Raw genomic sequence first — 21,023 nt, forward strand, 5'->3', positions numbered from 1 at the left:
CCCGCCGGACCTCGTGCGGGAGCCCGGACCTCTCGCAGGGAGGACGCCCGCCGTTGCCGGATCGTTCCCCGTGGGGGTGGGGCCCGTGCCCGCGACCACGTACGCTTGGGTTTTGTGTTTGGTAGCCGTTCCTCCAAGGAAGAGAAGGCCGCCGCCGCCGACAAGGCGAGCGCCGACCTTTCGCAGCCCCGTGACCCGCAGGCCCCGAAGGGCCGCCCTACGCCGAAGCGTGCTGTGGCCCAGTCGCAGCGCAAGGCCGTGGTGGCCTCGACCGGCAACCGCAAGGAGGATGCCAAACGAGCCCGTGAACGCCGTCGCGTGGAGATGGCCAAGCAGCGCGAGGCGCTGGCCAGTGGCGACGAGCGTTACCTGCCCGCCCGCGACAAGGGCCCCGTCCGCAGGTACGTCCGCGACTTCGTGGACTCCCGCTTCTCCATCGCCGAGATGTTCCTGCCGCTGGCAGTGATCATCCTGGTGCTCAGCATGGTGAAGATGCCCTCGATCCAGAACATCGCCCTGCTGCTGTGGCTCGGTGTGATCGTGCTGATCGTCCTCGACTCCATCGGCCTCTTCCTGCGCCTGCGCAAGGCGCTGGCCACCCGCTTCCCCGACGAGCCGCGCCGCGGCGCCGTCGCCTACGGCCTCATGCGCACCCTGCAGATGCGCCGGCTGCGGCTGCCGAAGCCGCAGGTCAAGCGCGGGGAACGGCCCTGAGCCAAGCGCCGCCGGGTGCCGCGGTGGGCGGGTCCCCGGGCGGGTCCCGGCTCTGGCTCGAAGGGCTGGGCGGACTGCGCAACGTCGTCCGCCAGGAGCTCGTGGGCCGTCAGACCGACGAGCAGATCGCGCACCGCTTCCCCGTCGGGCAGCGGCTGCGCGTCCTCGACGTCGGCATGGGCCAGGGCACCCAGGCGCTGCGCCTGGCCCGCGCCGGTCACAAGGTGACGGGGCTGGAGCAGGACCCCGCCGTGCTGGAGGTCGCCCGGACGGCGCTGGCCGGCGAACCGGCCGGCATCCGGGACCGGGTCCTGTTCATGGAGGGCGACGGCCGCGAGACCGGCGCCCACTTCCTCCCCGGCAGTTTCGACGTGGTGCTCTGCCACGGCGTGCTGATGTACGTGCCCGAGCCGGACGCCATGCTCGCCGGGCTGGCCCGGATGCTGGCCCCCGGCGGGCTGCTCTCCCTGCTGGTGCGCAACGGCGACGCCCTCGCCATGCGGCCCGGCCTGAACGGCGACTGGGCGGGGGCGCTGGACGCCTTCGACCGCGTCGAGTACACCAACCGGCTCGGTCTGGAGGTGCGCGCCGACCGGCTGGCCGGGCTGACCGCCACCCTGTCCGGGATCGGGGCGCCGCTCCAGAGCTGGTACGGGGTACGCGTCTTCACCGACGGGACCGAGACCGGTGACGGCCTCCCGCCCGAGGAGGAGCTGGACCGGCTGCTCGCCGCCGAGGACCGGGCCGGGCGCACCGATCCGTACCGCGGGGTCGCCTCGCTGCTGCACCTGTGCGGCGTCCGGGGCTGAACCCCTGCCCCGCTCCCCCGCGAACCGCTGTGAACTCCCGCTCCCGCCCTGTTCCCGGGCCGCGCCGGCCCGGGAACAGGGAGCGGGACGGGAAGGCGCTCAGGCGCCGAGCGCCGCGCGCAGGCTCATCGTGTAGAGCTCGGTCCCGTTGTCGTCGGAGAGCTTCACCTGCTCGGTGCCGCCCTCCAGCAGGTCCTTCCAGTACTCACCGATCCAGGACTCCGCGTCCCCCTGCGTGGTGAACTCCTCCGGTACCACCGACGGGCTCGTCCCGGTGCCCTCGGCCGTCTCGAACCGCCACGTCCACGCCATGTCCGCCTCCGTTGCTCGTCCGTCGCTCGCACGCTTCTCGCCTTGAGTCTGCCCGCAGAGTAACCGGGCGCGCAGCAGTCCCGGCGAAGCGGGAGGATCATCCTGTGGAACTCACTCTGCTCGGCACCGGAACCCCCGAAGGACTCCCCCGCCCCGGGTGTCCCTGCGCGGCCTGCGCGGTCAGCTCCGGCGCCCGGTCCCGCGCCGCGACGGCCGTCCTGGTGGACGGGGCGCTGCTGCTCGACCTGACCCCCGGCGCGGTACTGGCCGGGGCCCGCGCCGGGCATTCGCTGGCCGGGGTGCGCCAGGTCCTGCTGACCCACCCGCACGACGGGCCCGCCGTCGAGCTGCCGCCCGGGCTGCCGGCCGCCGGGCGGGTCCCGGACGGGCGGGAGCTGTCGGTGATCTCCGGGCACCGGGTGCGGGCGGTGCCGATGGACGCGCCGGGCACCGGGTACGAGGTGACCGGCCCGGACGGCGCCCGGCTGCTGTACCTGCCGCCCGGCGGGGCACCGGCGGGCACCGGGGAGTCCCGGCCCGGCGGCGGCCCGGGGGCGCGCCGCCCGTACGACGTGGTCCTCGCCGACGTGCTGGGGCGGCCCGAGGCGGTGGCGCGGCTGCGGGCGGGCGGCGCGGTCGGCCCGGACACCGAGGTGATCGCCGTCCACCTGGACCACGACACCCCGCCGGGGCGGGAGCTGGAGCGCCGGTGCGCCGCCGCCGGGGCCCGCGCGGTCCCGGACGGCACCACCGTGACCGTCGGGGAGCACCGCCCGGCGACGGAGGTGCCGCGCCGGACCCTGGTGCTGGGCGGCGCCCGGTCGGGCAAGTCCGTCGAGGCCGAGCGGCGGCTGGCGGCCTTCCCCGGGGTGCTCTACGTGGCCACCGGCGGCGTCCGGGACGGGGACGCGGACTGGGCGCACCGGGTCGGCCTGCACCGGGAGCGCCGGCCGGCGGCCTGGCGGACGGTGGAGAGCTGCGACCTGGTCCCGCTGCTGGCGCAGGACGGGCCGCCGCTGCTGATCGACTGCCTGGCGCTGTGGCTGACCGACGCGATGGACCGGGCCGGGGCCTGGGACGACGCCGTCTGGGCCGGGGAGGGCCGGCAGCGGCTGCGCGAACGGGCCGCCGCGCTGGTCGCGGCCGTCCGCGCGACCCGCCGCACGGTGGTGCTGGTCAGCAACGAGGTGGGGTCGGGGGTCGTCCCCGCGACGGCCTCGGGCCGCCGGTTCCGCGACGAGCTGGGCCGCCTCAACAACGCCGTGGCCGGGGAGTGCGAGCACGTCCTGCTGGTGGTGGCCGGACAGGCCCTGGTCCTCAAGGAGTGACCCGCCCGTCGTGGCCGGAACCCGGGCGGAGCCGGGCCGGAGGGCGGCCGGGGGCCGTCCCACCGGCTGTACGCTCTGGCAGATGACCACGCTGAATCTCGACGACTTCTCCGATCTGATCGAGCGCCCCGACGGGGGCGTCCGGCGTGACGCCGAGGACCGCCGTGAACGGCTGGCCGTGCCGCCCGGCGCGCTGGGCCGGCTCGACGAGCTCGCCGAGTGGCTCGCCGCCGCGCAGGGGCGGGTGCCGGTGCGGCCGGTCGAGCGTCCCCGTGTCGTGCTGTTCGCCGCCGACCACGGGATCGCCGCCGGGGGTGTCTCCGCGCGGGCCGCCTCCACCGGCCACGAGCTGGTCCGGGCCGTGCTCGACGGGGCCAGCCCCGTCGCCGTGCTGGCCCGCCGGTTCGGGGCCGGCGTACGGATCGTGGACGCCGGGCTCGACTGCGATCCCGCGCTGCTCCCCGCCGACGTGACCGTCCACCGGGTGCGGCGCGGCAGCGGGCGGATCGACGTGGAGGACGCGCTGACGGCCGGGGAGGCCGAGGCGGCGCTGCGGCTCGGGATGCGGATCGCCGACGAGGAGGCCGACTCCGGCACCGACCTCGTCGTCCTCGGGGACCTCAGCGTCGGCGGGACCACCGTCGCCGCCACGCTCGTCGCCGCCCTGTGCGGCACCGACGCCTCGGTGGTCACCGGCCGGGGCGGTCTGCCCATCGACGACCTGGCCTGGATGCGCAAGTGCGCGGCGATCCGTGACGCGCTGCGCCGCGCCCGGCCGGTCCTCGGCGACCAGGTCGCGCTGCTCGCGGCGGTCGGCGGCGCGGACATGGCCGCGATCACCGGTTTCCTGCTCCAGTCGGCGGTCCGCCGGACGCCGGTCATCCTCGACGGCGTCGTCTCGGCGGCCTGCGGGCTGGTGGCCCAGCGGGCCGCGTTCCGGGCCCCGGACTGGTGGCTGGCCGGGCAGGCGAGCGGCGAGCCGGGCCAGGCGAAGGCGCTGGACCGGATGGCGCTCAACCCCGTGCTCGCCCACGGCGTCACTGTGGGAGAAGGAACCGGGGCCCTGCTGGCGCTCCCGTTCGTCCAGGCCGCCGCCGCACTCGCGGCGGAACTCCCCGAACGAGCGGTGCACGAGCCGGCCCCCTGAGTGACCGGGGCCCGCGGTCCTGACCAGGCCGTGGCCCCGGGCCCTTCCCACACTCCGTCCGGGGGAACCCCAGCATGGACGGCGACGCCCCATATCATCGCTTTTCATGGGAGAGGTCCGTTTGACCAGCGCAGAGACCGACCGGAGCGCCGTACCGGCGGCCGGCCAGGCACCAGACCGGACGACCGGCAGGAAAGAGACCGGCGGCGAAGGCGCCGGCAAGGCGGCGGGGGGCGGCCGGGAGACCGGGAGGGGCAGCGCCCGTTCCCGGCGCGGTGCCGCGTTCGCGGTCTGGTACCTGCGCGCCGTCACCTTCGTCAACTTCCTCAGCGCGGTGTGGCTCTCGCTCGGGCAGGACCTGCGCAAGCACAACACCGCCGACTTCTACACCCCGTACCTGCTCACCGCGGGCTTCGCCTCCGGACTCTTCTCGCTGCTGCTCGCCGTCACCATGGGCCGCCGCAAGCGCGCGGCCTGGATCCTGAACCTGGTGCTCGGCGGGATGCTGCTGCTGGCCTTCGCCGTGGCGGCCTTCGCGCCCTGTACCGAGGGCGAGTTCAGCCTCTGCTACCCGGAGTTCCGCGACCACGCCCAGAACTGGGTCTCGCTCGCCCTGACCGCGGCCTTCGTCGGCGCCCTGCTCCTGGGCCGCCGCGAGTTCTACGCCCGGGGCGACCGCTCCAACCCGGTGCTGGCCACCGTCGTGGCCGCCTTCGGCCTGCTGGTCACCTCGCTGGTCGCGGCCCTGCTGGTCGGCGCCACCAACACCGCGCCCGACAGCTCAGCGGCCCCCTTCCTCGCCCGCTGGCGGTACGGGGTCATGCGGCTGATCACCCTGGCCCCGGACGACAAGGCGTACCAGGCGATCAGCACGCCCTCCTGGGTGGACGTCTTCATCAACGTCATGTCGATGGTGCTGCTGCTCGCCGTGCTCTTCGCGGCCTTCCGTTCGCGCCGCGCCGTGGACCCGCTCACCGAGGAGGACGAGGAACGGCTGCGGGCGCTCCTGGCCCGCCAGGGCGACCGCGACTCGCTCGGCTACTTCGCGCTGCGCCGCGAGAAGTCCGTCATCTGGTCCCCCACCGGCAAGGCCGCCGTCACCTACCGCGTCGTCGGCGGGGTCTCGCTGGCCTCCGGCGACCCGATCGGCGACCCCGAGGCGTGGCCCGGCGCCATCGAGCCCTGGCTCGCCGAGGCCCGTGAGCACGGCTGGGTCCCGGCCGTCATGGGCGCGAGCGAGGAGGCCGGGCAGATCTACGCCCGGCACGGCCTGGACGCCCTGGAACTCGGCGACGAGGCGATCGTCGAGACCGACGAGTTCACGCTGGAGGGCCGCGCCATGCGGACCGTCCGGCAGGCGTACAACCGCGTCAAGCGCGCCGGGTACACCGTCCGCATCCGCCGCCACGCCGACATCCCGGCCGGGGAGATGGAGGTCCTGCTGCGCCGCGCCGACGACTGGCGCGACGGCGCGACCGAGCGCGGCTTCTCCATGGCGCTGGGCCGGCTGGGCGACCCGGGCGACGGCCAGTGCGTGATGCTGGAGTGCACCGACGGCAACGGCGAGCTGCGGGCGGTGCTGTCCTTCGTGCCCTGGGGCCCCAAGGGCCTGTCGCTGGACCTGATGCGCCGCGACCGCGATTCCGAGAACGGCCTGATGGAGTTCATGGTCATCGAACTCCTCGAACGCTCCCGGGAGATCGGGGTCACCCAGGTCTCGCTGAACTTCGCGATGTTCCGGTCCGTCTTCGAGCGCGGGTCCAGGCTCGGCGCGGGCCCGGTGCTGCGGATGTGGCGCTCGCTGCTGAGCTTCTTCTCCCGCTGGTGGCAGATCGAGTCCCTCTATCGGGCCAACGCCAAATACCGGCCGATCTGGGAACCGCGGTTCATGCTCTTCGAGAAGAGTTCGGACCTGCTGCGGATCGGCATCGCGGCGGGCCGGGCCGAGGGCTTCCTGGAGGCCCCCGGCCTGCCGAAGTGGCTGCACCGCAGACACCTGGAGACGATGCGTTGACGGTGTGGACCCCTGCCCCGCTGCGGCGGTTCGCCCGCCGTGAGTGGGGGCCCCCGTACAGGACGGTCCGGGACGCGCTCGTCCACGAGAGGTGGCGGGCGGTCCCGATGACCCTCGGCGCGGTCTGTCTGACCTCGGTCTTCCAGATCGTGCAGAACCAGTCCTGGGGGTTCCGGGCGGTCCAGGACCTCGGGTCGGTCAAAGCCGTCGACCCGCTCTGGCAGGCGCTGCTGCGCACCCCGCTGTCGCTGTTCGTGCCGGCCCTGGACCTGCCGGTGTGGGGGGCACTGGCGCAGATCCTGTTCGTCTTCGGGATCTCGGAGATCTGCGTCGGCTGGTGGCGGACGCTGGCGGTCGGCTACCTCGCCACGCTCGCCGGGACCACGTACGCGCGGATCGGGGTCGCGCTCGGCCCCGACCATCCCTTCGGCCTGCCCGTCTCCGACCGGGTCGTCAACGACACCGGGCCCTCGGCGGCCGTGGTGGGGCTCGCCGTCTACGTCTGCTGGCGCTACCGGGCCTACCTGACCGCCGCCCTGGTGGTCGTGGTGATGACCGGCGAGGTGCTGGTCAAGAACAACCTGGCGGGCAAGGAGCACCTGGCGGCCATCGCCGCGGTCATGGTGGTGTGCGCGGTCCGGGCGAGGTGGGGGCCCCGGCGCTCCCGGACCCCGCTCGGACGGCACCCGCCCCCCTGCGACCGGAAGACGCGGACACCCGTACCGCCGGTACCGCCCGCGCCGCCCGTGGACCGGCCCTAGGTCCGGCTTCCTCAGGTCCGGCCCGCCCCATGAGGCCGTACCGTGTCCGGGTGACGACGACACACCTCGGACCCCTGACCGCCGCCCGGCAGTGGACGCGGACCCACCGGCTCGCCGCCGACGCCGTGCTCGCGTCCGGGGCGCTCGTCTGCATGGTCGTCGGCTCCTTCGTCGATCCGCACGGGGTGCACGGGCCCGCCTTCGGGACGCGTGCGCCCGAGCCGTTCTCGCTGGTCCTGATGGTGCTGGGCGCGGCGGCCCTGGTCTTCCGGCGCCGTGCGCCCCGTACCGTGCTCGCCGTGACGGGCGGGCTGGCGCTGCTGGAGCTGGTCGTCGGGGAGCCGCGGGCGCCCGTCGCCATGTGTGCGGTGATCGCCCTGTACACGGTGGCCGCCAGCACCGACCGGCCCACCACCTGGAAGATCGGCCTGCTCACGATGGCGGGGATGACGGGCGTGTCCATGCTGGCCGGCCCGCTGCCCTGGTACGCGCAGGAGAACCTCGGCATCTTCGCCTGGACCGGGATGGCCGCCGCCGCGGGGGACGCGGTGCGCAGCCGCCGGGCCTTCGTCGACGCCATCCGGGAGCGGGCCGAGCGGGCCGAGCGGACCCGGGAGGAGGAGGCGCGGCGGCGGGTCGCCGAGGAGCGGCTGCGGATCGCCCGGGACCTCCACGACGTGGTGGCCCACCACATCGCCCTGGTCAACGTGCAGGCGGGGGTGGCCGCGCACGTCATGGACAAGCGTCCCGACCAGGCCAAGGAGGCGCTGGCCCACGTACGGGACGCCAGCCGTTCGGCCCTGAACGAGCTGCGGGCCACGGTGGGGCTGCTGCGGCAGTCCGGTGACCCGAAGGCGCCGACCGAGCCCGCGCCCGGTCTGGCCGTCCTGGACGATCTGGTGGACACCTTCCGGTACGCGGGGCTGCCGGTGGAGGTGGTCGTCCAGCTCGGGGACGAGCCGGCGCCGCGGGCCGCGGTGGACCTGGCGGCGTACCGGGTGATCCAGGAGGCGCTGACCAACGTGCGCAAGCACGCGGGCCCCGGGGCCCGCGCCGAGGTGAGCGTGGTGCGGGTCGGGGCCTCGGTGGAGGTGACCGTGCTGGACGACGGCGGCGCCCCGGCCGGCCCCGCCCCGGAGCCCGCCGACCCGGGCGGGGGCCACGGCCAGCTCGGCATGCGCGAACGGGCCACCGCCCTGGGCGGCTCCTGCTTCGCCGGCCCCCGCTACGGAGGCGGCTACCGCGTCCACGCCGTCCTCCCCCTGACCTGAACCCGCCCGCGCTCCGGCCCCCATCCGTTCCGAGGGCCCCCGGACGGAGTCTGGGGGCGAGGTCGAGCGCGCGGAGGAACGCGAGGGACGAGCGTTCTGAGCACGTACGACCTCGTGAGTCAGGCTCCGAGCGCCCCGGAGGCGAACCGAGCCCCAAAAAAACTCAGCACCCCTTGCGCCAGGCGTCCAGTTCGTACTTCTTTGCGATCGAGCTGAGGTTCAGGGCGCGGGAGCGGCCGCAGAAGCGGTCCGGGGGGAGTTCGTACTCCGCGTGGAAGACGGCCTTCCCGGAGGAGGTGAAGGGGGTGAGGCGGTCGCACTCCGCGTACTGGGCGCACTGTTCGTTGACCGCGAAGTCGAAGTCGCCGACCAGTTGGGGGATCTGGTCGAGGTCGTTCTTCAGTCCGACGGCGAGGCCCCGGTCGTGGGCGAGTTTCGCGATCAGCCGGTTGTAGCGGAGCTGGTCGTCGGCGGTGAGGGGGAAGCCGGTCTTGTTGCGGTAGCCGTCCATGTTGTCCGGTTCGATCGCGTCGAACCCTTTCTCCCGGCACATGTCGAACCGTTTGGCGATCAGGGGTTCCAGCGTGTCGCGGTGGCGGATGTCGAGCCAGCGTTCGCCGTCCCAGCCGTTGCCCCGGCCCAGGAGGGTCTTGGGGAAGTCGTCGGCGTCGGGCCGGAACTCTTCCCAGGCGCCGGTGGAGAGGTAGCAGATCGTCTTGCGCCCGGCCTTCTTCAGGGTGGCGACCTGTGCCTTGGTGGTGGTGAAACCGTCGATGTCGTAGACGGGGACGTCCACCGAGGTGTCGAGTTTCCCGCTGAGCTGCCACTGCCAGGCGAGGCCCGGGGTGGGCTGCCAGCGGCTGCCCGGCGCCGGGGCGGGGCCGGGGGCCGGGGCCTCGTCGTCGTCCGGCTGTGCCGTGCAGGCGGCGAGCAGGAGCAGGGTGGTGAGGAGGGCGAGGCGCAGTCGGCGGGTGTTCATCCGGTCACTTCCAGGGCGTGGGGAAGGGTGGACCACGGGTGGGCTCCGGTGCCGGGGACCGCGCAGTGGACGCCGGCCCGCCGGGCGGCGGCGAGTTCGGCGGCGGGGGCGCCCGGGGGGACGGCGTAGACGAGGTGGCAGAACCGGTCGGCGGGGTGGTCGGCGGTCCAGGGGGGTGGGGCGGTCGCCTCCCGGTAGGCGTCCCAGGGGCCTTCGAAGGTGACGAGCAGGTCGGCGAGACCGGCGTATCCGGGGTGGGGGTGGGTGCCGTGGTTGAGGACGAGGGTGCGGGCGCCCGCGGCGCGGGCGGCGACGGCGAGCCGCCCGTAGTGGGCCAGCGGTTCGGGGCCGGAGGCGGCCTGGTCGAGGAAGGCGCCGTCGGTGGCGTACCAGTCGCGGTGGCGCAGCAGGTCCTGGACGACGGCCGCGTGCGGGCGCCGCCCGTAGTCGGTGTCGGTGTAGCCGAGGACGGGGACGCCGGCCTCGCGCAGCCGTCCGGCGACGCGGGCGAACCGCTCGTCGGGGGCCTCGCCCGGCCCGTTGTCGGGGTTGAGCACCACCGAGTGCAGCCGGTCCGCGGAGCGGATGAGCCGCTCCCATGCCTCGGGCCGGTCGGCGGGGTGCTCGTAGAGGGGCACCAGGAGCATGAGGTCCCTTGTCTTCGATCAGTCGGTCGTTCGGTGTTCGGTGTTCGGTGTTCGTGGTTCGGTCGTCCGGCGGTCCGGTCGTGCGGTGACGGGTTCACGTGTCAGCGGTGGGCGGTCGCGCGGCCGAGGAGGAGGCAGACCAGGGCGGCCAGGGCGGCGGCGGCCGTGCCCGCCACCACGAGCTGGACGACCCGGGGCTGGCCCGCTCCGGTCAGCAGGGCCAGGCTCTGGGCCGTGGCGGCGGCGGCGCAGACGACGGCGGCGGGCCGGACCGCGCCGAAGGACTGGAGGAGGAGCCCGGTCCACATCACGGCGCCGAGGAGGAGCAGGGTGGCGACCCGGGCTCCGGTGAGGGTCGGCGCGTGCGGCCAGAGCAGGGTTCCGGTCAGGCCCAGGGCGAGCAGGACGGCCAGGTACCCGGTGAGGCACTGGGCCAGGGTGGTGAGCATCCGGTGCCGGAACGTCCGGGAGGAGCGGGCGGCCCGCAGCCCCGCCAGGCTGCCGCTGCGGAAGCGGTGCAGCAGCCATTCGGCGGGGCCCATGCTGAGGGTGAGGGCGACCGCCGAGGGGGCGGCGACGGCCTCGGCCGGGCCTCCGGAGAGGACCTCTCCCAGGGCGGCGTAGAGGACGAGCAGGCCGGTGCCGAGGCCGAAGACCCCGTAGGGGACGGAGTCGGCGAGCCGGGGGCCGTGCGGGGTGTGCTCCTCCTCGGGGCCGCGCAGGGTCCGCCAGCGCACCGGGCCGGTGCCGGGGCGGCGTCCGGGGCGGGTGCGCAGGCGCAGCAGGGCGGCCCGCAGGGCGGCGGCCGGTCGCAGTTCCCGTACGGCCAGGGCGCAGGCGGCCAGCAGGGAGAGGGCCAGCAGGGTCACCCGGGCGGGGACGGGCGGGTCGGTGAGGAGGGAGAGCACGGCCCCGGCGGCCATCGGGGCGAGCGCGGCGAGCAGCAGCCGTTCCCGGCCGAGGACGAGCAGGACGGTGGCGGCCCCGACGTAGAGGGCCTGTCCGGCGGCGAAGGCGTACGAGAACGGCGGGCCGCCGGGGACGGCCAGCGCGGCGGCGGCGCCGAGGAGGGCTCCGGCGGGGGCGCCGACGAGGAGGGTCCGTCCGGCGGCGGCCCGGTCGCCGAGGCCGAGCCAGGAGTACGCGCGGTGGGAGAGGGTCTGGTCCCAGACCCAGCCGATGAGGGCTCCGGCGAGGAGGGTCAGCGTCCCGGCGGGCAGGCCGAGCCGGTCCGGCGGGCCTTCGAGCAGGGGTGCGCCCAGGACGTAGGCGAGGCCGGGGAGGGCGAAGACGACCCCGCGCAGCAGGCAGGCGGTGAGGGAGACCTTCCAGGGGTCGGGGGCGCCGGCCGGTTCCGGGAAAGAGCGGGGCACCCGGGCGTAGAGCTCCTCGGCGAGGGCGAAGGAGTCGTGGCGGCCGTAGGTGAGCCGGATGTACTCGTCGGTCATGCCGTCGGATTCGAGGACGGCGGCGATCTCGTCGGGGTGGACGGCGGCGCCGACGAAGCCGGCCAGGCGTTCGGCGAGTTCGTCCATCGGGTCGGCGGCGGGGGTCCGCGGGCCGGTGCGCGGGGGCCGGGGGACGGCGGGCAGCATTCCGTCCCCGGGGTCGTGCGGGGCCTTGAGCCAGAGGGAACCGCTCACCTCGGGTCCGCCTCCCCGGTCTTCGCGCGGGGGCGGCCCATGTGGGCGAGTTCGCGGTACCAGGGGTCGGCGGGCCGCTGGGTCCGCGCGTCGCCCTCGTGGAGGGGCGGGACGGGCCGGCCGGCCCGCTTCTCGTCGGCGAGGCCGCGGTAGATGTGGCGGAAGCCGTCCACGGACTGGTCGAGGGTGAACTTCTCCACGACCCGCTCGCGGGACATCCGGCCGAGTTCGGCGCGGCGCGCGTCGTCGCGCAGGAGGGCGAGGGTGGCGCGGGCCATGGTCTCGGGCTCGCGCGGCGGGACGACGAGGCCGGTGTCGCCCACGGCTTCGCGGACCCCGCCGACGTCGGTGGAGACGGTGGTCCGGCCGCAGGACATGGCCTCGATGATGCTGAAGGGGAAGCCTTCGCTGATGCTGGAGAGCATGACGACGCTTCCGGCCGCGTAGGCGCGGGCGACCTGCTCGATGCGGCCCTCGTAGGTGATGCCGTCGCTCACGCCGAGTTCGGCGGCGAGCTTCTCCAGGCGGAGCTTGTACTCCTCGCAGCCCGCCGGGACCGGGCCGAAGAGGCGCAGCCGGACGGCGGGCTCCTCCTCGCGGATGAAGGCGTAGGCCCGGATGAGGGTTTCGAGGTCCTTGATGGGGTCGATCCTGCCGCACCAGCTGAGGGTGGGCACCTCGGGTTCGGGGCCCGCCTCGGGGAAGGCGTGCGGGTCGACGCCGTTGTAGACGGTGCGGATGCGGTCGGAGGCGGCGCCTCCGCGCTCCTCCCAGCGGCGGTTGTACCGGTTGCAGGGGGTGATGAGGTCGGCCCGCCGGTAGCCCTCGGTGTTGAGCGCGCGGTAGAAGCCGAGCATCAGGGCCTTGACGGGCCACCGCTGGGCGGCGCTGCGGTAGCCGAGGTAGCGCTCGCGCAGGTAGATGCCGTGCTCGGTGAGGAGGAAGGGGACCCCGTCGAGGTGTGCGGCGGCGAGGGCGGGGAGGGTGGCGAGGCCGCTGCTGACGGCGTGCGCGACGCTGTCGGGAGGTATCCGTACCGAGAGCGGGCGCAGGGCGTGTTCCAGCAGGTCGGTGGCGGTGAGCGCGTCGTGGAGGGTGGGTTTCGCGTCGGCGGTGGTGAGGCCGGGGCGGGTCCACAGGGAGGTCAGCAGGCGCAGGACGGACTCGGAGCGCAGTGCCGGGGCGAGCGTGCCCGCCCGGGCGAGCAGGGCCAGGTCGCGCAGGGCCTCGGAGAAGCGGTGGTCGCCGGGGCCGGTGGCGGGTTCGAGCAGGGAGAGCAGGAAGGTCTCGTAGACCTCGGTGAAGCGGCGCCGCGCCCGGCCCCGTAACACCGTGTGGCGGCGTCCGGGGGCGGGGCCCCACAGGGGGACGGAGGTGTGCCGGTAGACGTTGCGCGGGAGTTCCCAGGTGACCGGCTCGCGTCCGGAGCCGGTCAGGGCTATGACGTTGAAGTCGACCTCCGGCATACCGCGTACCAGTTGGTCGCACCAGGTGCTGACGCCCCCGTGGACGTGCGGGTAGGTGCCTTCGGTGAGCATGGTGACATGACGCCCATGGCTCATGCGGTGTGTCCCCCCAGGACGGAAAAGGGGCCGGCGTCCGTGGTCACGGACGGCCGGCGCTGGGTAGTGCGCGTGGTGGGCGGCCGGGTTCTGTCGCCGGAGCGGCGGGGGCCCGGGGGCACCGCCCGGCCGCCTCCCCCGGAGGGCGTCCGGGGGAGGCGGCCGGGGTGCGGGGCTCCGGCGACAGGGCCTGCTCGCCGGTCAGCTGGGCAGCTTGAGCGTGACCGCGCTCTGGAGCAGTTCGGGCGCGGTCCAGGTGGAGCGGGTGCCGGCGTAGGCGGTGCCGAAGTCCGTGGTGCCCAGCAGGTGCTGCTTCTTGGTGCCGGTGGGAGCGGTGACCGGGGCGACGACTCCGGAGGGCGCCTTGACGGTGACGTCCTTGCCGATGCGGTAGGCGGTGACCTTGCCCTCCGCGAGCGCCTTGTCCCAGGCGTCGCGGCGGGTGAATTCGGTCCCGGTGTCCTTCTGGCTCTGGTTCACGATCGGCGTGCTGGGCGCGTAGAGGGTCCGGTAGGTGGTGAGGACCTGGTCGAGGACGGGGTAGAGGATGCGGTCCTCGGCGAGGTTGGACTGGTGGACGTAGTGCGGGCGCGGGTCGTTGGACAGCACGTGGCGCAGGGCGGTCCGGGCCTCGGCGGGCGCGATGTGTTCGAGGAAGCCGGTGGTGACGTCGAGGGGGGCCGGCAGGCAGGTGGTGGTGGCCGGGTTGTCCTCGCAGGCGCCGCTGCCGCCGTCGGCGCGGCTGGTGTAGATCCAGTTGTACTCGTCGGCCATCTCGGTCCGGGTGCCCGTGTTGTAGTACACGTTCATCGGGTGGCGCGGGACGGTGAGGGCGGCGCCGACGGGGCGTTGCGCGGTCTCGCGCGAGTTGTCGCTCGCGATCCAGGTGACGCCGTTGTCGGCGAGCGCGCCGGCCAGGTTGGGGTTGTCCTGCGGCTGCTGCGGGAGGGTCCTGAGTCCCGAGTGCTCGCCGGTGACGAGTTCGGTGCGGTCGAGGGTGATGCCCTTGGACGCGGCCCAGACGACGTTGTCGCGGATCTGGGCGGAGATCTCGGCGCGGCTCATCCAGGTCACGGCGGACTGGGCGTTCTTCGCGCAGGTCCAGGGGACGGTGGTGGTGTCCTGGACGCAGCCGAGGAACGGGTGTGTGTACGTGTGGTTGATCCAGCGGTACCTGGCCCGGTCCGCGATCAGCTGGGCGGTGAGGGCGTCGGTGCCGCCGTTCTCGGTCTTCCACTCCTCGCCGGAGCCCGCGTTGAAGACCATGTCGAGGGTGAAGCCGTGGGACTGCTGCCACTGGGCCGCGTACACGGCGTCGGCGGCGGTCATCCGGATGGCGCCCGCGGCCCCTTCCTCCTCCGGGCAGCCGTAGTCGCCGGGGGTGCAGTTGAGTTCCTTGCTCCAGCGGCCGTCGGGGGCGAAGACGTCGTCGACGTGGACCGCGAAGTAGTTGCGGCTCTGTCCGAGGTGGACGCCCTGGGTGAGCCATTCGACGATGCCGCGGGCGAGGAGCCGGAACTGCTGCTGGTTCTGGTTGTAGCCGAAGGTCACGACCAGTTCGCTGCGCCCGTCGTGGGTGTACTCGCCGAGGAGCGAGGCCCGGCCGGCGCCGGCCGGGGCGTCGAGGTAGCTGGTGTAGCCCGCCCGCGGCTTGCCGATGGAGCCGTAGCTCTCCATGACCAGGGGGGAGTTGTCCTCGAAGGTGACCTGTCCGCCGAGGTAGCCGAAGGGGCCCGTCCGGCCGGCTTCGGTGACCGTGGCGGGGGTGCCGTCGAGCACCCCGGTGTACCCCCCGTTGTCGGTGTACTCCAGGCCGACCTCCGGGTGGGCCCAGGTGTAGGCGTCGACCTGCCGGATTCCGTAGGCGCTCTCGTACGCGGCGAGCGCGGCCATCTCGGCGGAGCCGGCGCCGAACGGGTTCTCGTTGGGCAGGACCACGCCCTGGTACTTGGCGCGCGGACGTCCGTCGAGCGTGTCGCTGAGGAACCCGGCGTCGATGACCGGGCGGCCGGGGCTGCCCAGGTCGACGCGGGTGAACGGGACTCCGGTGGAGCGGAGTTCCGCGGTGAGCGCCTCGACGGAGCTGCCGCCGTCGTCGACGACCAGCACCTTGAGGTCGACGCGCGGTAAGGCCGCCGCCTGTGCGGTCGCGGCGGGCACCGCCAGGGACATCAGTACCGCCGCGGCCGTGGCCGCGGCGACTCTGTTCATCCGGTTCTTGCTGACCATGTCGGCCTTTCCCCCCGCAGGCGTCCTCCGGCGCGGTTCCGGGCGGATGGCCGGACCGGGGAGGCTCTGTGGAAATCATGCAAAGAGACCCCGCGTCCCCTTGCGAGAGTGCCCCGAGTCTCTCGGACCTCGTCAGGTCTCACCGGCAAACCTGGTGCAGAGTCCACGTACGGGTGAATCTCAAGGCGTATCCCTAGAACAACTTGACAAACCCTCGAATGTCGTACGGACGAGTGCGTGCGCGTACGCTCATTTCCGGCGGCCACCGGGGCGGAATACGATCGCTCGCGGAACGGCCGGCGATCCCGCGTCCGACCGCGGCCTCACACCACACAAACGGAAGCGAGACTTCACCACCGTGACTGCTCTGACTCTCAGCACTGCCGGCCCGGCGACGCTCCGCGCCGACGCCCTCGTGGTCGGCGTGGCGAAGGGCGCCAAGGGCCCCGTCGTCGCCGCCGGCGCCGAGGCCGTGGACAAGGCGTACGACGGAAAGCTCGCCACCGTGCTCGACGCCCTCGGCGCCTCGGGCGCCGAAGGCGAGATCACCAAGCTGCCCGCCCCGGCCGGTCTCAAGGTCCCGGTCGTGCTGGCGGTCGGGCTCGGCCCCGTCCCCGGGCAGGACGAGTCCTACGACGAGGAGGCGCTGCGCCGCGCCGCCGGCGCCGCCGCCCGCGCGCTGCACGGCGTCAAGAAGGCCGCCTTCGCCCTCCCCCTGGACGACGCCTCCGCCGTCACCGCCGTGGCCGAGGGCGCGCTGCTCGGCGCGTACGCCTTCACCGCCTACCAGGGCGGCGAGAAGAAGGCCTCGAAGAACAGCGGCCCCAAGCAGCCGCTGGCCGAGGTCGCCCTGCTGGGCGCCAAGCCGCGCGACAAGGAGCACAAGGCCGCGGCCGAGCGCGCCACGGTCGTCGCGGCCGAGGTCAACGTCGCCCGCGACCTGATCAACACCCCGCCGAACGACCTCACCCCCGAGGCGTTCGCCGCCGTCGCCTCCGCGACCGCGAAGGAGCACGGCGTCAAGGTCCAGGTCCTGGACGAGAAGGCGCTCGTCAAGGGCGGCTACGGCGGCCTCGTGGGCGTCGGCCAGGGCTCGGACAACCCGCCGCGCCTGGTGAAGCTCACCTACACCCACGCCAAGGCGGAGAAGACCCTCGCCTTCGTCGGCAAGGGCATCACCTACGACTCGGGCGGCATCTCGCTGAAGCCGGCCGGTCACAACGAGACGATGAAGTGCGACATGTCCGGCGCCGCCGCCGTGTTCGCCGCCGTCGTCGCCGTCGCCAAGCTGGGCCTTCAGGTCAATGTCACCGGCTGGCTCGCGCTCGCCGAGAACATGCCCTCCGGCGGCGCCACCCGCCCCGGCGACGTGCTGCGCATGTACAGCGGCAAGACCGTCGAGGTCCTGAACACCGACGCCGAGGGCCGCCTGGTCCTCGCGGACGCCCTGACCAAGGCGTCCGAGGACAACCCGGACGCGATCGTCGACGTCGCCACCCTGACCGGCGCGATGGTGATGGCCCTGGGCAACCGGACCTTCGGCATCATGGCCAACGACGACGCCTTCCGCACCTCGATCCACGAGATCGCCGAGGAGGTCGGCGAGGCGTCCTGGCCGATGCCGCTCCCCGCCGACCTGCGCAAGGGGATGGACTCCCCCACCGCCGACATCGCCAACATGGGCGAGCGCATGGGCGGCGGCCTGACGGCCGGCCTCTTCCTCCAGGAGTTCGTCGGCGAGGGCATCACCTGGGCCCACCTCGACATCGCGGGCCCGGCCTTCCACGAGGGCGCCCCGTACGGCTACACCCCCAAGGGCGGCACCGGCTCGGCCGTGCGCACCCTGGTGCGGCTGGCCGAGCGCACCGCCACCGGCGACCTGGGCTGACGCAACCGGCCCGCCCGCCCGCGCGGGTGCCGCGCGGGCGGGACGCGGCGCACCCCGGGCCCCGGTCGGACTCGACCGGGGCTCGGGGTGGGCTCGGGAGGTGCTGGTGACGTGTTCAGCTCATAACGAAACTTCTGGGGGGACCGGGGCCGCTACGCCGTGGTAACCCCCGCTTCGGGCGGAACGACCTGCCACATCGTGGGCCCGGCGTCCCGCGTTCCCCCGACAAATGCGAAGATGGGTTCTCGGCAGGACAGGGCCCCCACCACAGGGCCGAAAGATACAAGCGGCCGATTACCAGCCGCCGCCCGGTCACAGAGGACCGGTGCCCGGCGCACATGCATGGAGGACGTGACGTGGCGAACGACGCCAGCACCGTTTTCGACCTAGTGATCCTCGGCGGTGGCAGTGGCGGTTACGCCGCGGCTCTGCGCGCATCCCAGCTGGGTCTGGACGTTGCCCTGATCGAGAAGAACAAGCTCGGCGGCACCTGCCTGCACAACGGCTGCATCCCCACGAAGGCTCTGCTGCACGCGGGCGAGGTCGCCGACCAGGCTCGCGAAGCCGCCCAGTTCGGTGTCAAGGCATCCTTCGAGGGCATCGACATCGCGGGTGTGCACAAGTACAAGGACGAGGTCGTCTCGGGCCTGTACAAGGGCCTGCAGGGCCTGGTCGCCTCCCGCAAGGTGACCTACATCGAGGGTGAGGGCCGCCTCTCCTCGCCGACCTCCGTCGACGTGGACGGCCGGCGCGTCCAGGGCCGCCACGTCCTGCTGGCGACCGGCTCCGTGCCGAAGTCGCTGCCGGGCCTGAACATCGACGGCAACCGCATCATCTCCTCGGACCACGCGCTGGTCCTGGACCGCGTGCCCGAGTCCGCGATCATCCTGGGCGGCGGCGTCATCGGCGTCGAGTTCGCCTCGGCGTGGAAGTCCTTCGGCACCGACGTGACCGTCATCGAGGGCCTCAAGCACCTCGTTCCGGTCGAGGACGAGAACAGCTCGAAGATCCTGGAGCGCGCGTTCCGCAAGCGCGGGATCAAGTTCAACCTCGGCACCTTCTTCGACAAGGCCGAGTACACCGAGTCCGGCGTCCGCGTGACGCTGGCCGACGGCAAGACCTTCGAGGCCGAGGTGCTGCTGGTCGCCATCGGCCGCGGCCCGGTCTCCCAGGGCCTGGGCTACGAGGAGCAGGGCGTCGCGATGGACCGCGGCTACGTGCTCGTCGACGAGTACATGCGGACCAACGTGCCGACCGTCTCGGCCGTCGGCGACCTCGTCCCGACCCTCCAGCTCGCGCACGTCGGCTTCGCCGAGGGCATCCTGGTCGCGGAGCGTCTGGCCGGTCTCAAGACCGTCCCGATCGACTACGACGGTGTGCCGCGCGTCACGTACTGCCACCCCGAGGTCGCGTCCGTCGGCATCACCGAGGCCAAGGCCAAGGAGATCTACGGCGCGGACAAGGTCGTGGCCCTGAAGTACAACCTCGCGGGCAACGGCAAGAGCAAGATCCTCAAGACCGCGGGCGAGATCAAGCTCGTCCAGGTCAAGGACGGTGCCGTGGTCGGCGTCCACATGGTCGGTGACCGGATGGGCGAGCAGGTCGGCGAAGCCCAGCTGATCTACAACTGGGAGGCCCTGCCGGCCGAGGTCGCGCAGCTCATCCACGCGCACCCGACCCAGAACGAAGCGCTCGGCGAGGCCCACCTGGCCCTGGCCGGCAAGCCGCTTCACTCCCACGACTGATCGTCCCGGACGCGACGACCACTTCCGCACCTTCCCCCGCCCTCAGCGCCGTGCGCGGGCGGGGGAACCCATCCGTTAGGAGCAACTGAAACCATGCCGGTTTCCGTAACCCTCCCGGCGCTCGGAGAGAGCGTGTCCGAGGGCACTGTCACCCGTTGGCTGAAGGCCGAGGGCGAGCGCGTCGAGGCCGACGAGCCGCTGCTGGAGGTGTCGACCGACAAGGTCGACACCGAGATCCCCTCGCCCGTCTCCGGCATCCTGGCCTCCATCAAGGTCGCCGAGGACGAGACCGTCGAGGTCGGCGCCGAGCTGGCCGTCATTGACGACGGCTCCGGCGCGCCGGAGCCGGTCGCCGCCCCGGCCGCCGAGGCCGCCCCCGTGGCCGCTCCGGCAGCCCCGGCTCCGGCCGCCGCTCCGGTCGCCGAGGCCGCCCCGGCCCCGGCTCCGGCCGTTGTCGAGGCCCCCGCCGCCGAGGCACCCGCCGCCTCCGGCACCGATGTCGTGCTCCCCGCCCTGGGCGAGTCCGTCACCGAAGGCACCGTCACCCGCTGGCTGAAGCAGGTCGGCGAGTCGGTCGAGGCCGACGAGCCGCTGCTGGAGGTCTCGACCGACAAGGTCGACACCGAGATCCCCGCCCCGGTCGCCGGCACCCTGCTGGAGATCCTGGTCCCCGAGGACGGGACCGCCGAGGTCGGCGCCCGTCTGGCCGTCATCGGTGTGGCCGGCGCGGCCCCCGCTCCGGCCCCGGCTCCCGCGGCCCCGGCTCCGGCCCCCGTGGCGGCTCCGGCCCCCGTGGCGGCTCCGGCTGCTCCGGCTCCGGCTCCGGTCGTCGCCGCTCCGGCCCCGGCCGCCCCCGTGGCCGCCCCGGCCGCTCCCGTGGCCCCGGTCGCGGCTCCGGCTCCGGTCGTGGCTCCCGCCGCTCCGGCCGCCGCCCCCGCGGTGTCCGCCGGGGACGAGGGCGCGTACGTGACCCCGCTGGTGCGCAAGCTCGCCACGGAGTCCGGCGTGAACCTGTCCACGGTCTCGGGCACCGGTGTCGGTGGCCGCATCCGCAAGCAGGACGTCCTGGCCGCCGCCGAGGCCGTCAAGGCCGCCGCCGCTCCGGCGCCGGTCGCCGCCGCTGCCGCTCCGGCCGCCAAGGCCGCCGTCGCGGTCTCCGAGCTGCGCGGTCAGACGGTCAAGATGACCCGCATGCGCAAGGTCATCGGCGACAACATGATGAAGGCCCTGCACTCGCAGGCCCAGCTCAGCTCCGTGGTCGAGGTGGACATCACCAAGATCATGAAGCTGCGCGAGAAGGCCAAGGGCTCCTTCCTGGCCCGCGAGGGCGTCAAGCTCTCGCCGATGCCGTTCTTCGTCAAGGCCGCGGCCCAGGCGCTGAAGGCCCACGCGGTCGTCAACGCCCGGATCAACGAGGACGAGGGCACCATCACCTACTTCGACTCGGAGAACATCGGCATCGCCGTGGACTCCGAGAAGGGCCTGATGACCCCGGTCATCAAGGGTGCCGGTGACCTCAACCTGGCGGGCATCTCCAAGGCCACGGCCGATCTGGCCGCCAAGGTCCGGGGCAACAAGATCACGCCGGACGAGCTGTCGGGCGCGACCTTCACCATCAGCAACACCGGCTCGCGCGGCGCGCTGTTCGACACGGTCATCGTGCCCCCGAACCAGGTCGCCATCCTGGGCATCGGTGCCACGGTCAAGCGCCCGGTGGTCATCGAGACCGCCGAGGGCACCAACATCGGCATCCGCGACATGACGTACCTGACCCTGTCCTACGACCACCGTCTGGTGGACGGCGCGGACGCGGCCCGGTACCTCTCGGCCGTCAAGGCGATCCTCGAAGCCGGCGAGTTCGAGGTCGAGCTCGGCCTCTGAGGCCGGGCACGTCCCACCGGCCGACCAGGCCACCGCTCCACTCGGCGCCCCCGCCCGGAACACCTCCGGGCGGGGGCGCCGTCGTTGCCCGCC

The 21,023-nt window shown here is 73.6% G+C and carries 16 protein-coding genes; 10 read left to right on the plus strand and 6 right to left on the minus strand.

Annotated features, from left to right (window positions below):
• Nucleotides 1-105 precede the first annotated feature (105 nt).
• Both ACIA5F_RS07920 and ACIA5F_RS07925 read left to right on the plus strand, forming a co-directional pair.
• Nucleotides 106-714, plus strand: coding sequence for a DUF3043 domain-containing protein (locus ACIA5F_RS07920; RefSeq protein WP_399350333.1), 609 nt, complete (start codon nucleotides 106-108; stop codon nucleotides 712-714).
• Between the two features lie 65 nt (nucleotides 715-779).
• The gene (locus tag ACIA5F_RS07925; RefSeq protein WP_399350786.1) at nucleotides 780-1,523 is read left to right on the plus strand and encodes a class I SAM-dependent methyltransferase; all 744 of its coding nucleotides are present in this window, start codon (nucleotides 780-782) and stop codon (nucleotides 1,521-1,523) included.
• A 99-nt stretch (nucleotides 1,524-1,622) separates the two neighbouring features.
• Here the strand turns inward: ACIA5F_RS07925 and ACIA5F_RS07930 are convergent, their stop codons facing one another.
• Nucleotides 1,623-1,835: a hypothetical protein gene (locus ACIA5F_RS07930; RefSeq protein ID WP_399350335.1), complete on the minus strand. Its 213-nt coding sequence runs from the start codon at nucleotides 1,833-1,835 to the stop codon at nucleotides 1,623-1,625.
• A 104-nt stretch (nucleotides 1,836-1,939) separates the two neighbouring features.
• Between ACIA5F_RS07930 and ACIA5F_RS07935 the strand changes: the two genes are divergently transcribed.
• The 5 genes from ACIA5F_RS07935 to ACIA5F_RS07955 all read left to right on the plus strand — a co-directional run bounded on the left by ACIA5F_RS07935 (nucleotide 1,940) and on the right by ACIA5F_RS07955 (nucleotide 8,356).
• Nucleotides 1,940-3,163, plus strand: coding sequence for a bifunctional adenosylcobinamide kinase/adenosylcobinamide-phosphate guanylyltransferase (locus tag ACIA5F_RS07935; protein ID WP_399350337.1), 1,224 nt, complete (start codon nucleotides 1,940-1,942; stop codon nucleotides 3,161-3,163).
• Between the two features lie 82 nt (nucleotides 3,164-3,245).
• Nucleotides 3,246-4,310, plus strand: a complete 1,065-nt coding sequence (cobT, locus tag ACIA5F_RS07940; RefSeq protein WP_399350339.1) for a nicotinate-nucleotide--dimethylbenzimidazole phosphoribosyltransferase — start codon at nucleotides 3,246-3,248, stop codon at nucleotides 4,308-4,310.
• 106 nt (nucleotides 4,311-4,416) lie between these two features.
• Nucleotides 4,417-6,324, plus strand: coding sequence for a phosphatidylglycerol lysyltransferase domain-containing protein (locus tag ACIA5F_RS07945; protein ID WP_399350341.1), 1,908 nt, complete (start codon nucleotides 4,417-4,419; stop codon nucleotides 6,322-6,324).
• A complete protein-coding gene (locus ACIA5F_RS07950; protein WP_399350343.1) occupies nucleotides 6,321-7,085 on the plus strand; it encodes a hypothetical protein in 765 nt (254 codons plus the stop codon). Before ACIA5F_RS07945 ends, ACIA5F_RS07950 begins: the two co-directional genes overlap by 4 nt.
• A gap of 29 nt (nucleotides 7,086-7,114) precedes the next feature.
• Nucleotides 7,115-8,356, plus strand: coding sequence for a sensor histidine kinase (locus tag ACIA5F_RS07955; protein ID WP_399350345.1), 1,242 nt, complete (start codon nucleotides 7,115-7,117; stop codon nucleotides 8,354-8,356).
• 163 nt (nucleotides 8,357-8,519) lie between these two features.
• Here the strand turns inward: ACIA5F_RS07955 and ACIA5F_RS07960 are convergent, their stop codons facing one another.
• The 5 genes from ACIA5F_RS07960 to ACIA5F_RS07980 form a co-directional block, all read right to left on the minus strand.
• A complete protein-coding gene (locus ACIA5F_RS07960) occupies nucleotides 8,520-9,335 on the minus strand; it encodes an endo alpha-1,4 polygalactosaminidase (protein WP_399350347.1) in 816 nt (271 codons plus the stop codon).
• Complete coding sequence (locus ACIA5F_RS07965; RefSeq protein WP_399350349.1) at nucleotides 9,332-9,982, minus strand: spherulation-specific family 4 protein; 651 nt, start codon at nucleotides 9,980-9,982, stop codon at nucleotides 9,332-9,334. Before ACIA5F_RS07965 ends, ACIA5F_RS07960 begins: the two co-directional genes overlap by 4 nt.
• 101 nt (nucleotides 9,983-10,083) lie before the next feature.
• Complete coding sequence (locus tag ACIA5F_RS07970; protein ID WP_399350351.1) at nucleotides 10,084-11,625, minus strand: hypothetical protein; 1,542 nt, start codon at nucleotides 11,623-11,625, stop codon at nucleotides 10,084-10,086.
• On the minus strand, nucleotides 11,622-13,187 hold the full coding sequence (gene pelF, locus ACIA5F_RS07975; protein ID WP_399350353.1) for a GT4 family glycosyltransferase PelF: 1,566 nt from the start codon (nucleotides 13,185-13,187) through the stop codon (nucleotides 11,622-11,624). Before pelF ends, ACIA5F_RS07970 begins: the two co-directional genes overlap by 4 nt.
• Before the next feature lie 201 nt (nucleotides 13,188-13,388).
• Nucleotides 13,389-15,416 (minus strand): hypothetical protein, encoded by a 2,028-nt coding sequence (locus tag ACIA5F_RS07980; RefSeq protein WP_399350355.1) that lies wholly within the window; start codon nucleotides 15,414-15,416, stop codon nucleotides 13,389-13,391.
• A gap of 358 nt (nucleotides 15,417-15,774) precedes the next feature.
• Here ACIA5F_RS07980 and ACIA5F_RS07985 point away from each other — a divergent pair, with 358 nt between their 5' ends.
• From ACIA5F_RS07985 to sucB, 3 genes are all read left to right on the plus strand, one after another.
• Nucleotides 15,775-17,304: a leucyl aminopeptidase gene (locus ACIA5F_RS07985; RefSeq protein ID WP_399350357.1), complete on the plus strand. Its 1,530-nt coding sequence runs from the start codon at nucleotides 15,775-15,777 to the stop codon at nucleotides 17,302-17,304.
• Nucleotides 17,305-17,660: 356 nt separating this feature from the next.
• Nucleotides 17,661-19,049 carry a dihydrolipoyl dehydrogenase gene (lpdA, locus tag ACIA5F_RS07990; protein WP_399350359.1) on the plus strand — a complete coding sequence of 463 codons (1,389 nt, stop codon included), beginning with the start codon at nucleotides 17,661-17,663 and terminating at the stop codon, nucleotides 19,047-19,049.
• Between the two features lie 93 nt (nucleotides 19,050-19,142).
• Nucleotides 19,143-20,930, plus strand: a complete 1,788-nt coding sequence (sucB, locus tag ACIA5F_RS07995; RefSeq protein ID WP_399350361.1) for a 2-oxoglutarate dehydrogenase, E2 component, dihydrolipoamide succinyltransferase — start codon at nucleotides 19,143-19,145, stop codon at nucleotides 20,928-20,930.
• Nucleotides 20,931-21,023 lie beyond the last annotated feature (93 nt).

The organism is Streptomyces sp. NPDC051567 (assembly GCF_044454165.1).
In the GTDB taxonomy this organism is placed as follows: domain Bacteria; phylum Actinomycetota; class Actinomycetes; order Streptomycetales; family Streptomycetaceae; genus Streptomyces.

Bases quoted from the DNA above. Each gene is read 5' to 3' on its own strand.
- ACIA5F_RS07930 (WP_399350335.1), bottom strand. From the start codon at position 1,835: ATGGCGTGGACGTGGCGGTTCGAGACGGCCGAGGGCACCGGGACGAGC.
- cobT (WP_399350339.1), top strand. From the start codon at position 3,246: ATGACCACGCTGAATCTCGACGACTTCTCCGATCTGATCGAGCGCCCC.
- ACIA5F_RS07945 (WP_399350341.1), top strand. From the start codon at position 4,417: ATGGGAGAGGTCCGTTTGACCAGCGCAGAGACCGACCGGAGCGCCGTA.
- ACIA5F_RS07955 (WP_399350345.1), top strand. From the start codon at position 7,115: ATGAGGCCGTACCGTGTCCGGGTGACGACGACACACCTCGGACCCCTG.
- ACIA5F_RS07960 (WP_399350347.1), bottom strand. From the start codon at position 9,335: ATGAACACCCGCCGACTGCGCCTCGCCCTCCTCACCACCCTGCTCCTG.
- ACIA5F_RS07965 (WP_399350349.1), bottom strand. From the start codon at position 9,982: ATGCTCCTGGTGCCCCTCTACGAGCACCCCGCCGACCGGCCCGAGGCA.
- pelF (WP_399350353.1), bottom strand. From the start codon at position 13,187: ATGAGCCATGGGCGTCATGTCACCATGCTCACCGAAGGCACCTACCCG.
- ACIA5F_RS07980 (WP_399350355.1), bottom strand. From the start codon at position 15,416: ATGGTCAGCAAGAACCGGATGAACAGAGTCGCCGCGGCCACGGCCGCG.
- sucB (WP_399350361.1), top strand. From the start codon at position 19,143: ATGCCGGTTTCCGTAACCCTCCCGGCGCTCGGAGAGAGCGTGTCCGAG.